Origin of the sequence: Burkholderia sp. LAS2, from assembly GCF_018417615.1 — a bacterium.
In the GTDB taxonomy this organism is placed as follows: Bacteria; Pseudomonadota; Gammaproteobacteria; order Burkholderiales; family Burkholderiaceae; genus Burkholderia; species Burkholderia sola.
This window is the reverse complement of record NZ_CP071052.1, coordinates 2,327,392-2,341,067: the sequence shown is the minus strand read 5'-3', so window position 1 is coordinate 2,341,067 and position 13,676 is coordinate 2,327,392. Positions and strand designations below refer to the sequence as shown.

The window sequence follows — 13,676 nt, the reverse complement described above, 5'->3', positions numbered from 1 at the left end:
GCGGCGCGTCAGGTGCGCTGCCCCGAACCAAGGAAATACATGACTGTCGCTCCCGTCACGCTGGCGGCGCTGATCGCCGCCACGCTGATCATCGCGCTGCTGCCGCTCGTCCTTTACCGCATCCTGCGCAAGCCGCTTGCGCTCAACCGCCGCGACACGATCGTCGGCGTCGCCGTTTTCACGTTGTTCGCGATGATTCTCGAGCGCGCGTTCCACGGTCTCGTGCTGAGCCACACGCCCGAGGACGGCTGGCTGACGCAGCCGCTCGCATTCGTCGCATACGGCGCGCTCGCGACCGCCGTATTCGAGGAAGTCGGCCGCTATCTCGGGATGCGTTTTCTGGAGCGCCGCTACGGCGCATCGGCCGGCGACGGTCGCGGGATCGGCTACGGGATCGGTCACGGCGGCGCCGAAGCGTGGTTCGTCGGCGTGCTCGTGTGGGGCCAGTGGTCGTATCTCGCGTGGCTCGCGAGCCGCGGCCAGCTCGAGACGCAGCTGGCCGACCTGCCGGTGGACACCGTGGTGCGGCTGCACATGATGCTCGCGACGCTGTCGGCCCAGTCGATCCTGCTGTTGCTGCTCGAACGCTGCGCGGCATTCGCGGTGCAACTGGCGCTGTCGGTGCTGGTGTGGCGCGGCGTGCGGGCCGGCCGAATCGCCGTGTTGCCGCTCGCGATCGTGCTGCATGCGCTCGCGGCGACGCCGACGCTGCTGTACCAGGTGCGCGTGCTGCCGGCCGCGTGGGTCGAGGCCGCGTATTTCGTGCTGACCGCGGTGCTGGTGGTCGTGCTGGTGAAGACGTGCCGGCCGTCGCGTGCGGCGGCCTGACGGGAGAGACGGAATGGACGACTACCTGATCGAATGCCAGAGCGCGGAATTCGACGCGCTCGCGCGCGTGATCTGCGATCTGTTTCCGGAGCAGACGCGCTTCGCCGAAAGCAGCGACGCGCGCGGGCGCTTCCTGTCCGTGCACTGGCTGGCGATGCGGTTCGGCGCGACGCCGAAGCGGATGACGCTCGACATCCGGATCGTGCCGGCCGCGCTCGCGCGCTATCTGGCGCTCAAGCCGATGCAGCGCGCGCGCAGCCATGCGGTGCTGCATGCGTATACGGAAGCGATGCTCGGGTCGCTCGAAGAACGGCACGCGGCCGGCGAGGCCGTCGAGCGCGACGCGGAACTCGAGCTCGACGAAGACTTTGCGTGAGCGGTGGCGCCGGCCGCGTGCCGGCGCGTGACGCGTTACGCGTCGCGGTAGACCTGCGCGAAGCGCTGCGCCTGCACGACGCCGTAGTCGCCGGGCGCGTATTGCATCACCCAGTCGCCGGCCACGCCGCGCAGCGTGTCGCCGTTTTCCGAGCGGGCGATCGTAAACGGTTCGTCCATCCGGCGCGCGAGCACGACGGCCGGCCGGTTGCGGTAGGCGCCCGCTGCGCCGTGCGCGAGCGCCGGGTCGGCGGGCAGGTATTTGGCGTCGAAGCGCGCGCGCGACACGGCCCAGCGGTCGCCGGTCGAGCCGGTGATCAGCGCGTCGCCCGTCACATAACGGTTCGGGCCTTCGAGGCTCATCAGTTCGCCGTCGGCGTCCGCGAAGGACACGGCGACGGTTTCGTCCTTGACGACACGACGGGCCTGCGGATCGGTACGCAGATCGAGTTGCTTGAGTTCGAGCATGGCGGGGAAGGGCGGGAAAGCGGGAAAAGCCGGGAGCTTATCCCGAATTCGGCGCGCCGTGTGACGCGCCGTCGCCGATCGCGGCGCGGCGCCGTTCGGCCCGGGCGGGCCGGCACGGCGCCGGCGGGGCGCGTCAGGGCTGCGCCGGCGCGCTCGCGGCCGGCGCGGCGGCCGCCTTGCCTTCCTTGCCCTTCGTCCTGCCCTTGCCGTGGTGCTCGCCGCCGTGGTGCAGCCAGCTGCGGAAGGTCGTGTCGGCCAGCGCCTTCTGCTCGGCCGGGAAGCTCTCATAGAGCGGCGCGAACGCGTCGGCGAGCTTCTTCGCGCCGTCGGCATTCGCCTGCGACAGCTCCGCATACTGCTTGATGTCGTCGAGCGCGGACACGTCGTGCTTGGCCATCCGTTCGCTGTAGAGGCGGCCCATCGTGGCGCCGTTGTCGCGCATCGTATCGGCGAACGTCTTCCATTGCGGCTCCTGCGCCGACGTGATCTTCAACTGGTCGTGCAGGTACTTGATGCGCTGCTCGGTGCGCGCTTCGTGGCGTGCCGCGCGCTGCTCGGCGCTCGGGGCCGATGCCGCGGCCGTCGTGGCCGGCGCCTGGGCCGGTGCTTGCGGCTGCGCCGGGGTTTGCGCGAATGCGCTGGCTGCAACGACGAGCGTAGCGAGGGTGAGCGAGATTTTCTTCATGGTTGGCTCTCCGGGGTGGTGTCTTGCGAGCGGGCGCGGCGGCCATCGCCGCCGGCGCGCCTCTCGCGTCGTCGTTATTAGTAGCACGTTGCCTGCGGGGCGGCAGTGAATGCGACACTTGCTTACATCCGATACGAATCGAAATCGACGGTTCGTATCCGGGCCATGCCGGTTGGGCGCGCCGGCGTTCGGCGCTATCATCGCGTCACTTTCCACTCCGCCGGCACGTGCGTGCCGGCCCAGCGTCATGCGTCCACCCCGCCTCGACCAACTCGACGATCTCGACCGGCAGCTCGTCGCGCTGCTGCAAGCCGATGCGCGCGCGAGCGTCGCGGATCTCGCGCGCCAGCTCGACGTGGCGCGCACGACGGTCGTCGCGCGCATCGCGCGGCTCGAACGCACCAACGTGATCGCCGGGTACAGCGTGCGGCTCGGGCAGGACGTGCTCGATGCGAGCATCTATGCGTACGTCGGCATCATCCTCACGCCGAAGTTCGGCAAGGACGTATTGCGCAAGCTAGACCGGATGCCGGAAGTCCAGCTGCTGTGCGCGGTGAGCGGCGAGTATGACTACGTCGCCTGGCTGCGCGCCGATTCGCCCGAACGGCTCAACGATCTGCTCGACCAGATCGGCACGCTCGAAGGCGTCGAGCGCACGACGACGTCGATCATCCTGTCGCGCAAGATCGATCGCGGGACGATCGGCGGCTGACTTGTTGCTGCACGCGGCGCGTGCATGACGGCGCGCGTGCATGCACCGCGCAGGGAGCGGTGCATCACAGGTGCTCGGCTTGACGACGGGTACGTCTCCGCTCGCATTCGTATTGGCCTTCGTCGTACTTCATGATCGACACGGATGACCGCGGTCGTCCCTTCGCGCATCTCTCCCGAATCTCCTTTCGTATTCCGCTTTGACCGGCGTGTTGCATCTTGACGCACGGTCAGTGCGTGCGTCCGATGTCACGCGGTGTGTCCTCGTTTTCGTCCTCGCAATGCGCAACCGCCAACGGCCGGTTTGCGGCAGTGCCTCTACGCGATTTTTAGATGATTTGGTCGTTTAGACGAAATATATCGTCATAACGTCGAAACTACAGGTCGTTTCGCATCATTCTTCGTCTTGGAACTGATTTTGAGCGTCCCTACACTGTGTCCATGGCTCAACGCCGTCCACAACACCAACCCATCATCAGGAGATAAGCGCATGAAAATCGCCATCGTCGGCGCAGGTCTGATCGGCCACACCATTGCTCACATGCTGCGCGAAACGGGCGACTACGAAGTCGTCGCGTTCGACCGCGACGCGGATGCGCTCGCGAAGCTGTCGCGCGAAGGCATCGCGACGCAACGGGTCGACTCGGCCGACGCGAATGCGATTCGCGAAGCGGTGAAGGGCTTCGATGCGCTCGTCAACGCGCTGCCTTACTACCTCGCTGTCAACGTGGCCGCCGCTGCGAAGGCCGCGGGCGTTCATTACTTCGACCTGACCGAAGACGTGCGCGCCACCCATGCGATCCGCGAACTGGCCGACGGCTCCGACCGCGCGTTCATGCCGCAATGCGGCCTCGCGCCGGGCTTCATCGGCATCGCCGCGCACGAGCTCGTGAACGGCTTCAGCGAAGTGCGCGACGTGAAGATGCGCGTCGGCGCGCTGCCCGAATATCCGACCAACGCGCTGAAGTACAACCTGACGTGGAGCGTCGACGGCCTGATCAACGAATACTGCCAGCCGTGCGAAGCGATCCGCGACGGCCGCAAGCAGTGGGTGCAGCCGCTCGAAGGCCTCGAGCACTTCTCGCTCGACGGCACCGAATACGAAGCGTTCAACACGTCGGGCGGCCTCGGCACGCTGTGCGAGACGCTGTCGGGCAAGGTCGAGACGCTCGACTACAAGTCGGTGCGCTACCCGGGCCACCGCGAACTCGTGCAGTTCCTGCTGGAAGACCTGCGCCTGTCGACCGATCGCGACACGCTGAAGTCGATCATGCGCCGCGCGGTGCCGTCGACGAAGCAGGACGTCGTGCTCGTGTTCGTCACGGTGACGGGCGTGAAGGACGGCCAGCTGGTGCAGGACGTGTTCACGCGCAAGATCTTCGCGAAGGACGTGTGCGGGATGCACATGAGCGCGATCCAGATCACGACGGCCGGCGCGATGTGCGCGGTGCTCGATCTGTTCCGCGAAAAGAAGCTGCCGCAGAGCGGTTTCATCCCGCAGGAAAAGGTGTCGTTGAAGGCGTTCCTGTCGAACCGCTTCGGCAAACTGTACGAAGGCGGCACGATGGAGCGCGTGCACGCGGTCGCCTGACCGTCGTTATCAGACGATTCGCCAGCCCATCTCCGGCACGAGGGCCGTACGACGCCGGGAGCGCAGCAGCGCTTCCGGCGTTGTTTTTTGGGAGAAGCGGGAACGGCGCCGGGCGGCGCGCTCAGGCCGGCAGCGGCGGGACGATCGTCGCCGGTTGCGGCGGCGGCACGATGCGGTGCAGCAGCGCGTCGATGTCTGCGTCGGACGGCGCGGTGTTGTCGAACATCACGATGCCGTCGCATTCGCGGCCGGTCGGCACGAAGCGGCGCTGCCGGTATTCGTCCCAATGCGCGAGCTTGTACGCATCGTTCGGATTGGCGCGCGCGACGATCCGCTGGTGCGCGACGTCTTCCGACGTGTGGACCCAGACGACCGTCAGCGTGACGTCGGGCGCGATGCCGAGCCATGCGCGATCGAGGATGCGCCGGTCGCGCACTTCGCGCGACAGCGGGCCGACGACCAGCGCGCCGATGCCGAGCGCGAGATTTTCACGGGCCGTGTCGAGCAGGCCCTGGTATTCGGGATCGCGAAGATGTTTCAGGTAGAGCGGGCTGTCGCGGTCGTTCGGATCGTCCGTGAGCGCGCCCATCGCGGCCGCGCTGTAGCGGCCGTACAGCGTGTCCTTGTCGAGCAGGCAGAACGCCTCGCCGGTCGCGCGCATCAGCGGCCCGATGAGCCGCTTCGCGAGCGTGGTCTTGCCGGTGCCGGCGTGACCGCAGAAGAACACGAGATGCGTCACGAATACCGGCTCCCCGCCTCCTGGCGCGACGTGTCGCTGCGCTTGTCGCCGCGCGAGAACACTTCCGCTTCCAGCCACATCGCGTTGATGATGCCGAAGCCGAGCGCCACGCCGATGCCGAGTATCCACGAGAAATACCACATAGGTCTGTCTCCTTGACGGTGGGGTCGCACGGTCGTTGTGCGTTGCGCAACGCAGGCCCGGTGGGCCTGTCGACGTGCCCCGACGCGCGTGCTGCGGCGCACGCAGCACGATCATGACCAATATCGGCGTACCGCGCAAGCCGGGCCGTCCGTGCAGCAAACCGGTAAACTGATGCGCAAACCGCAACATCGTGGACAACATGCTGATCAACTGCGCTGCTTACCAGGACGGCCGCAAGCTGGCCGACATCGACATCGACGCCATCAGCGATTACGTGTCGAAGCCCGAATGCTTCGTATGGGTCGCGCTGAAGGATCCGACGCCCGAGGAAATCGACCTGATGGGCGAGGAATTCGGGTTGCACGAACTGGCGCTCGAGGACGCCCGCAAGGGACATCAGCGGCCGAAGATCGAGGAATACGGCGATTCGCTGTTCGCGGTGCTGCATACCGTCGAACTCGAGGATGACGGCGAATTCAAGGTCGGCGAACTGAACGTGTTCGTCGGTCCGAATTACGTGCTGTCGATCCGCAACCATACCGAGCACGATTTCCGCGACGTGCGCAAGCGCTGCGAGCGGGAGCCGCATCTGCTGCGGGAGGGGTCGGCGTTTGTGTTCTACGCGTTGATGGACCAGGTCGTCGACCGGTATTTCCCGATCCTCGAAACGCTCGGAGCCGAACTCGAGGAACTCGAGGATCGCATCTTCGCGAAGGCGACGCCTGCGTCGTCGCGCGCGATCATCGAGGATCTCTATTCGCTGAAGCGCCGGCTCGTGCTGCTGTACCAGCACACGGCGCCGCTGATGGAGCCGCTCGCGAAGCTCACCGGCGGGCGCGTGCCGCAGGTCTGCAGCGGGATGGCGGCCTATTTCCGCGATGTGTACGACCATCTGCAGCGGATCGTGAAGACGATCGAAGGGCGCCGCGAGATGGTCGTCACCGCGATCCAGGTCAACCTCGGGATGATTTCGCTTGCGGAGAACGAGGTGACCAAGCGGCTCGGCTCGTTCGCCGCGCTGTTCGCGATACCGACGATGATCGCCGGCATCTACGGGATGAACTTCGCGAACATGCCCGAGCTGCACCTGAAATACGGGTTCTACGGCTGCATCGCGGTGATGGCCATCGCCGATCTCGCGCTGTGGTGGCGCTTCAAGCGGGCAGGGTGGCTGTAGGGCCTGTTCACGCTAATAACGGGCTTGCGCAGGCCCGATTTCACGCGGGACGCGGCGCGTGCTTGCCGACCACGACGCGCCACGGCCGCACGCGCCACGACTTCACGAGGCCGTTCTGCACGTACGGATCGGCGCGCGCGAACGATTCGGCCGCTTCCGGCGAATCGCCTTCGAACACGAGCACGGCCTGATCGGCCGGCTCCGCCAGCGCACCGGCGAGCACGAGTTCGCCGCGCTCGGTCGCGGCCTGCGCGAGCGCGAGATGCTCCGCACGGAACGCGTCGCGCCGCGACAGGTAATCGTCGACGAGTTCGTAGATCAACTGGTAATGCATGATCGCTCCAGGAGTCGGTTTCCGCCGCGGGAGGGTGGGCGGCCGGCTCAGTATAGGGCACCGGGAAAGCCGTTGGCGACGGGGTTGGCTGGCGTGCCTTGGGGTGCGCGCTTCGGAACAATGCGTGCCCGCAGGTATCCTGGTGTTCTTCCTAAAATGCAACTAACGGTCTAGTGTCTGTACATCGGCTAATTGCCGGGCGCGACCGCATCTACGTGCGCACTGCCCAAAATCTGTCTGCAGAAGTGAGGGTCTGCGAAACGTATTCCGGGGCCCGATTTCACATGCCGGCGAGGGCGGGCGGCCCGGATGGAAGCTGAGGGCGGCGGCTGCCGGGCCGGGTGGACTGGCGTCGCACACGAGCGTTTCCATTGGGCCGAAATGCGACCTATGCTGAACGAATCAAGAGCGAACGCCGTTCGCCCGATTGACCCGATTCGCCCAGACGAGGTGCGCCATGCCGGTCTCAGCCACCCTGCAGGATTGCCTGCGCCAGAAGTCATCGCGGTACGAAGTCGTGTACCACCCCTATAGCCATACGAGCATGGAGACGGCCGCCGCCGCGCATATTCCCGGCGATCGCCTCGCGAAAACCGTGCTCCTCGAGGACGCCGAGGGTTACGTCGCCGCCGTGCTGCCGACGACGCACGCCGTGCGTCTGTCGGATCTCTGGGTGAAGACGGGACGCCATCTCGTGCTCGCTCGCGAGGTCGAATTGCGCGAGCTGTTCAAGGATTGCGACATGGGCGCGCTGCCGCCGGTGTGCATGGCGTACGGGATGAAGACGTTCCTCGAGGAGCACCTCGCGCAGCAGCCGGAAGTCTATTTCGAGGCCGGCGATCATGAGGCGCTGATTCACATGACGCAGGACGAATTCCTGATGCTGATGGAGACGGCCGAGCGCGCGCATTTCTCGCACCGGATGCAGGGGATGATGCTGTCCTGAGCGATGCCGGGCGTTCGTCGAGGAAGGATGCGCGCGGGCATTTTCCACCGGTTCGGTGAGGGGAGATGCCGGTGCGCGCAGAGGGCGGGGAATGAATTCATGCTGATACGGCGGAGTCCTGAGTCGAAAATTAGATTGGTTGTGCGAACCATTTAATGGAAACCGGACGAGCAGCGAGATCTATTGATTTTGATTTTGAATCCTTGATATGTGGTCGATGCGAGCGCCATCCGATCATCGCGGAGCCGCCGTGGAATCGGCTAGAGCCTGTTCGCGCGGATGCAAGCCCGTTCCCGGCATGCGTGGGCTGTGGCCTCGCACGGTATGCATGCGCGGCAGTGGTTCATCGGCTGCCGTCGCCGGGCGCGCCCACGAAACACATCCGGCAACACGCGCACCGAGCGGGCCAATTCGGTGCGCCGCACTAAACTGGTGATTATTTATGCGCAAGTCACTAAATGAGTGCGACACCATACAAATCAATTACTAAATCAATGAAAAATGATTCATGAAGTTTACTAACTCGTTATTCGAGTAATGCCTCCAAACTTTGTATTCGACTATCAAATAAAGTTTGACGCCCAAATTTTTTCCTTGCTATCTTCTGCACCCAAGACGAACGGCTTGGCTGACATCGGCGTGTAACGACGATCCAGTCGTCACACGAAAAGTGTGACTATGTCGACGCAGCTGACAATTGCCTGAATGCGCTGGTTCGGGGTAGACGCCGGATAGGGCGGCTATCCCGTTGCGGTTGAAACGATTCCTTGAAATTGCACAAATCAGGATCCGGATTCGATGCTTTCAATTCGGATTGCAAATTGAATTAAAAATGAAATTTCGGGTTGAGGCGGAGACGGAACCGACCCGGTTCCGGCGCCGGCCATCATCGCGAAACTGGGCGATTCGCTTGGGGGAAGGATAGTGGGCATGAAAGTCGAAGAGCATCTGGTTGCTTCGAACAGCGGACTGGCCACGCTGGGCCGTCCGCGGGAATTCGGCAAGAAGCAGCAGAATCCGGTGCGCCGTTTCGGCGGCATCGCAGTCGTCCTCCTGTTGCATGCAGTGCTGATCTACGCATTGCTCAACGGCCTCGCGACCAAGGTCGTGCAGGTGATCCAGCATCCGATCGAAACCCGCATCATCGAGCCGGTGAAGCCGCCGCCGCCCCCGCCGATGCCGGTCGTCAAGCTTCCGCCGCCGAAGTTCGCGCCGCCGCCGCCGCCGTTCGTGCCGCCGCCCGAAGTGCCGGTGCAGGCGCCCCCGCAGCAGGCAACGATCACGCACCAGTCGGCCCCGGCGCCGTCCGCGCCGGCCGTGCAGGCGCCGGTCATCGCACCGCCCGCGCCGGCCAAGCCGGTCAGTCACGAAGTCGGGGTCGTCTGCCCGAATTCGGACTCGATTCGCGCGTCGATGCAGTACCCGAAGGAAGCGCAGGAAAACAACATCACGGGCGACGTGACGATCGAGTTCGTCGTGGATGCGGAAGGGAACATCACGAACGAACGCGTGGCCCAGTCGGCCGACCCGGTGCTCGATCGTGCGGCCTACAACACCGTGAAGCGCTTCAAATGCGTGGCGCAAGGCCAGGCAGTGCGGGTCCAGGTGCCGTTCTCGTTCAATCTGAATTGATGCAGTGGGCGGTCCGGCGGGAGCCGGACCGGGGAAAACCGGCTTGAACTCAAATCGTAAGTTCAACGAAAGAATTGGAGTGGGGTATGACGAAACGTTCTCTGGCCGCGCTGGCGGCAAGCCTGTTGATGTCCGTCGCTGCGATCGACGGGCTCGTTGCGCCGCAACTCGCTTACGCGCAAGCGAGCGGAGCCACGGCGACATCCGACGCGTCGACGCAGGCCGCGGCGTCGACGCAGGCGCCCGCCGCCGCCGAGTCGGCCCCGCCGCCGGCGCCGGCCGCGACCGAAGCGGTCGAGAATCCGTACGGGCTCGGCGCGCTCTGGAAGAACGGCGACTTCGTCGCGCGCTTCGTGCTGATCCTGCTCGTGATCATGTCGATGGGGAGCTGGTACATCATGATCACGAAGTTCGTCGAGCAGTTGCGGGCTAACCGCCGCGCGAAACTCGCCGACGCGCAGCTCTGGAGCGCGCCGTCGCTGGCCGAGGGCGCGAAGCTGCTCGACGAGGCGTCGCCGTTCCGCTTCATCGCCGAAACGGCGATCGAGGCGGGCGAGCATCACGACGAGGCGCTGCTCGAAGCAGTGGACCGCAACACGTGGATCGACGTGTCCGTCGAACGCTCGATCACGAACGTGTCGAACCGCATGCAGGACGGGCTCGCGTTCCTCGCGACGGTCGGCTCGACCGCGCCGTTCGTCGGGCTGTTCGGCACGGTCTGGGGGATCTATCACGCGCTGACGGCGATCGGCATCGCGGGGCAGGCGTCGATCGACAAGGTCGCCGGCCCGGTGGGCGAGGCGCTCATCATGACGGCGATCGGCCTCGCGGTCGCGGTGCCTGCCGTACTCGGCTACAACTTCCTGGTCCGGCGCAACAAGTCGGTGATGGAGCGGGTGCGCAACTTCGGCGCCCAGCTGCATACCGTGCTGCTGGCCGGCAGCAAGCGTCCCGCTCGCGTGCCGTCGGCCGCCGCGTCGCTCGTGAACTGACCGGCTGACGGAGGCGCGCGATGGGCATGAACGTCGGGCAGGACGAAAGCGACGAGGTGATCGCGAACATCAACACGACGCCGCTCGTCGACGTGATGCTGGTGTTGCTGATCATCTTCCTGATCACGATTCCGGTCGTCACGCACACGATCCAGCTGCAGTTGCCGAAAGAGGTCGTGCAGCCGCTGCAGACCACGCCGAAGAGCGTCGAGATCGCGGTGAACCGCGACGGCGATTTCTTCTGGGGCGAGCAACGGGTGGACACGTCGGCGTTGCTCGCGAAGCTGAAGGGGGTGTCGCAGCAGCAGCCGCAGCCGAGCGTGCACGTGCGCGGCGACCAGAACACGCGCTACGAGTTCATCGGCCGGGTCATCACGATGTGCGAGCGCGCGGGTATCGCGAAGGTGTCGTTCATTACGGAACCGCCGGCGCGTGGTGGCTAACGTTGCCTGGAAACGGCATACGCACCGCTGCCGATCGACGGCGACGCAGCGGATCGGAGCAGGCATCGACAGGAGCAGACGATGGGAATGAACGTGCCTTCGGGCGGGGGCGGCAGCGAGCCGGACGTGATGGTCGACATCAACACCACGCCGCTGATCGACGTGATGCTGGTGCTGCTGATCATGCTGATCATCACGATCCCGATCCAGATGCATTCGGTGAAGATGGACCTGCCGGTGGGCAATCCGCCGCCGCCCGCCACACAGCCGGAAGTCGTGCAGATCGACATCGACTTCGACGGCACGACGACGTGGAACGGTGCGCCGGTGCCGGACCGAGCGGTACTCGAGGCGAAGCTGACGCAGGTCGCGCACGAGCCCGTGCAGGCGGAGATCCATCTGCGGCCGAACAAGCTGGCGCCGTACAAGGACGTGGCGGCCGTACTGGCGTCCGCGCAGCGCGTGGGCGCGACGAAGATCGGCCTGATCGGAAACGAGCAGTTCATGCAATGACGGGACAGGTCGACCGATGAACCAGCGACGATGGAAACGGATGATGGCGCTGACGGCGCTCGGTGCGGCCTGCTTGCTCGGCCGGCCGGCGTGGGCGGCCGACGCGTTGCGGCCCGATGTGGCGAAGCCGTTGGCGGCGGCACAGGACCTGTATCGCGCGCACAAGTATCGCGACGCGCTCGGCAAGATCGCGCAGGCGGCCGCCGTGCCCAACCGCACGCCGTATGAAACCTACATGGTTGAAGCGACGCGCGGCGCAGCGGCGATGGCGGCCGGCGATACGGGCGTGGCCGCGCAGGCGTACGAAACCGTGCTGAATTCGGGGCGCCTGTCGGGCGAGGACGAGCAGCGGACGACGGCGGCGCTCGCGGGGATCTACTTCCAGCAGAAGAACTATCCGCAGGCGATCCGAATCGCGCAGCGCTACCTGAAGGCGGGCGGCACGGATCCGGAAATGCGTACGCTGCTCACGCAATCGTATTACCTGTCGAACGATTGCGGCCAGGTCGTGAGCCAGTTGAAGGCAAGCGCGGACGCACAGGTGAAGGCCGGCCGCGCGCCCGACGAAGGGCAGTTGCAGATGCTCGCGACCTGCGCGCAAAAGAGCAAGGATGCCGGCGCGTATCGCAGCGCGCTCGCCATGCTGGTGGCTTATCATCCGAGCCCCGCGTACTGGGAGGAAATGGTCTCGGCGATTCGCGGCAGCCCCGGTTACCTGTCGTCGCTCGACCTCGACATCTACCGGCTGCGCAGGGCGACGGGCTCGCTGACGACGGCCGACGCCTATATGGAGATGACGCAGCTCGCGCTGGTGGCGGGCACGCCGGCCGAAGGCCGGCAGGTGATCGACCAGGGTTTCGCATCCGGCGTGCTGGGCAAGGATGCGCAGGCGGACCGCGAGAAACGGCTGCAGGCGCTGGCCGCCAGGCGCGCGCAGTCGGGCGCGGACGCTGCCAATCCGGTGGCCCCGATCGACGTCGGCATGAATCTGGTGTTCGCGGGCCACGCGGCGCAGGGGCTGTCGATGATGGAGCAGGCGATCGCGAAGGGCGGGCTCGAGCATCCCGATGCGGCGCGGCTGCGGCTTGGCGAGGCGTACTACGTGGCGGGCGAGAAGGCGCACGCGGTTCAGGTACTGCGCACGGTGAAGGGTAACGACGGATCAGGGGATCTGGCGAAGCTCTGGACGGCCGTCGCGTCGCGGTAACGACGGAGGGGGAAGCAGGCGCGCGATGCGGGATGGGCGCCGTGCCGCATACACGTGGTACCGCGGCGACCTGAAGGCGGGGAAGTCTGTCTAGGTGAAGAAAAGGGGCAGTCTTGTTAATTAGTAAACCGAATGAAATGAGCGTGAATCGCACGGCCACGAAGCGGGAATCCCGTTTCGCGGCACGTGCGACGTGCGCCCGGCGGCGAAGGGGACCGGAGTTTCGCGCCGCGGCGGCAGTCTCATGGCACCGGGAAAGGCCTGCCGACATCAAACCGATTTCGATTGAGAGGTTCCGTTCTTCCATGGTCTTGCCTCCCGATGAATCGGTGCTCGTTGCGGTTTCGCTCGGCAACAAGATCCGCGCGCTTCGGCAGCGGCTGAAACTCACGCTCGACGAAGCGGCCACGACGGCAGGGATCTCGAAGCCATTCCTGTCGCAGGTCGAGCGCGGACGCGCGACGCCGTCGATCACGTCGCTGGTCCGAATCGCTAAGGCGCTCGGTGTGACGATGCAGTACTTCATCGACACGCCGACCGAGGCGCGCTCGGTGTGCCGCGGCGACGCATTGCAGTATTTCCAGTTCGCGAACTCGGCGAGCTCCTTTGCGCGGCTGACGAATCTCGTGGACGGTCGCAAGCTCGACGCGATTCTCGTCAGGATACCGGCGGGGCAGTCGCCGTCTGAAGTGACGACGCATGCCGGGGAGGAGTTTCTCTACGTGATGCGCGGAAGGGTCGTGCTCACGCTGGAGGATTGCACGTTCGTGTTGAGCGCGGGCGACACCGCGCACTACGAGTCGACGCTGCCGCATGCGTGGCACAACACGGCCGACGAAGAGGCGGTGATCGTCTGGGTCGGTACGCCGCGGCTGTTCTAGCGGAGGCGGC

Annotated in this window: 17 protein-coding genes; 12 read left to right on the top strand and 5 right to left on the bottom strand. The window is 65.5% G+C overall.

The annotated features are described in order from the left end of the window. Positions 1 to 39: 39 nt before the first annotated feature. On the top strand, positions 40 to 828 hold the full coding sequence (locus tag JYG37_RS10800; RefSeq protein ID WP_050015468.1) for a YhfC family intramembrane metalloprotease: 789 nt from the start codon (positions 40 to 42) through the stop codon (positions 826 to 828). 13 nt (positions 829 to 841) lie between these two features. Then, entirely contained in the window at positions 842 to 1,204 is a 363-nt protein-coding gene (locus JYG37_RS10795; RefSeq protein ID WP_050015466.1) for a DUF3022 domain-containing protein, read from the top strand. A gap of 35 nt (positions 1,205 to 1,239) precedes the next feature. On the opposite strand, the gene JYG37_RS10790 is transcribed toward JYG37_RS10795, so the two are convergent. Then, the gene (locus JYG37_RS10790; RefSeq protein WP_050015464.1) at positions 1,240 to 1,671 is read right to left on the bottom strand and encodes a PGDYG domain-containing protein; all 432 of its coding nucleotides are present in this window, start codon (positions 1,669 to 1,671) and stop codon (positions 1,240 to 1,242) included. 133 nt (positions 1,672 to 1,804) lie between these two features. Then, positions 1,805 to 2,356: a Spy/CpxP family protein refolding chaperone gene (locus tag JYG37_RS10785; protein ID WP_050015462.1), complete on the bottom strand. Its 552-nt coding sequence runs from the start codon at positions 2,354 to 2,356 to the stop codon at positions 1,805 to 1,807. A gap of 247 nt (positions 2,357 to 2,603) precedes the next feature. On the opposite strand from JYG37_RS10785, the gene JYG37_RS10780 reads away from it, so the two are divergent. Then, on the top strand, positions 2,604 to 3,068 hold the full coding sequence (locus JYG37_RS10780) for an Lrp/AsnC family transcriptional regulator (RefSeq protein ID WP_006481526.1): 465 nt from the start codon (positions 2,604 to 2,606) through the stop codon (positions 3,066 to 3,068). Positions 3,069 to 3,557: 489 nt separating this feature from the next. Beyond that, complete coding sequence (locus tag JYG37_RS10775; protein ID WP_034181371.1) at positions 3,558 to 4,658, top strand: saccharopine dehydrogenase family protein; 1,101 nt, start codon at positions 3,558 to 3,560, stop codon at positions 4,656 to 4,658. 121 nt (positions 4,659 to 4,779) lie between these two features. On the opposite strand, the gene JYG37_RS10770 is transcribed toward JYG37_RS10775, so the two are convergent. Continuing rightward, complete coding sequence (locus JYG37_RS10770; RefSeq protein ID WP_050015459.1) at positions 4,780 to 5,397, bottom strand: P-loop nucleotide/nucleoside kinase family protein; 618 nt, start codon at positions 5,395 to 5,397, stop codon at positions 4,780 to 4,782. Continuing rightward, complete coding sequence (gene cydX, locus JYG37_RS10765; protein ID WP_063772904.1) at positions 5,394 to 5,540, bottom strand: cytochrome bd-I oxidase subunit CydX; 147 nt, start codon at positions 5,538 to 5,540, stop codon at positions 5,394 to 5,396. Before cydX ends, JYG37_RS10770 begins: the two co-directional genes overlap by 4 nt. A gap of 200 nt (positions 5,541 to 5,740) precedes the next feature. On the opposite strand from cydX, the gene corA reads away from it, so the two are divergent. Beyond that, positions 5,741 to 6,718 (top strand): magnesium/cobalt transporter CorA, encoded by a 978-nt coding sequence (corA, locus tag JYG37_RS10760; RefSeq protein ID WP_050015565.1) that lies wholly within the window; start codon positions 5,741 to 5,743, stop codon positions 6,716 to 6,718. 40 nt (positions 6,719 to 6,758) lie between these two features. Here corA and JYG37_RS10755 read toward each other — a convergent pair whose 3' ends face one another. After that, positions 6,759 to 7,052, bottom strand: coding sequence for a YciI-like protein (locus JYG37_RS10755; protein ID WP_050015457.1), 294 nt, complete (start codon positions 7,050 to 7,052; stop codon positions 6,759 to 6,761). A 457-nt stretch (positions 7,053 to 7,509) separates the two neighbouring features. On the opposite strand from JYG37_RS10755, the gene JYG37_RS10750 reads away from it, so the two are divergent. From JYG37_RS10750 to JYG37_RS10720, 7 genes are all read left to right on the top strand, one after another. Next, a complete protein-coding gene (locus JYG37_RS10750; protein WP_050015455.1) occupies positions 7,510 to 7,998 on the top strand; it encodes an aminoacyl-tRNA deacylase in 489 nt (162 codons plus the stop codon). A 930-nt stretch (positions 7,999 to 8,928) separates the two neighbouring features. Continuing rightward, on the top strand, positions 8,929 to 9,630 hold the full coding sequence (locus tag JYG37_RS10745) for an energy transducer TonB (protein ID WP_050015453.1): 702 nt from the start codon (positions 8,929 to 8,931) through the stop codon (positions 9,628 to 9,630). An 86-nt stretch (positions 9,631 to 9,716) separates the two neighbouring features. After that, on the top strand, positions 9,717 to 10,622 hold the full coding sequence (locus JYG37_RS10740; protein WP_124640114.1) for a MotA/TolQ/ExbB proton channel family protein: 906 nt from the start codon (positions 9,717 to 9,719) through the stop codon (positions 10,620 to 10,622). 20 nt (positions 10,623 to 10,642) lie between these two features. Further along, positions 10,643 to 11,065, top strand: coding sequence for an ExbD/TolR family protein (locus JYG37_RS10735; RefSeq protein ID WP_204383252.1), 423 nt, complete (start codon positions 10,643 to 10,645; stop codon positions 11,063 to 11,065). Between the two features lie 81 nt (positions 11,066 to 11,146). Next, positions 11,147 to 11,578, top strand: a complete 432-nt coding sequence (locus tag JYG37_RS10730) for an ExbD/TolR family protein (RefSeq protein WP_050015447.1) — start codon at positions 11,147 to 11,149, stop codon at positions 11,576 to 11,578. 16 nt (positions 11,579 to 11,594) lie between these two features. Further along, entirely contained in the window at positions 11,595 to 12,785 is a 1,191-nt protein-coding gene (locus JYG37_RS10725; protein WP_050015445.1) for a tetratricopeptide repeat protein, read from the top strand. Between the two features lie 305 nt (positions 12,786 to 13,090). Continuing rightward, positions 13,091 to 13,666, top strand: coding sequence for a helix-turn-helix domain-containing protein (locus JYG37_RS10720; RefSeq protein WP_050015443.1), 576 nt, complete (start codon positions 13,091 to 13,093; stop codon positions 13,664 to 13,666). Positions 13,667 to 13,676: the final 10 nt, after the last annotated feature.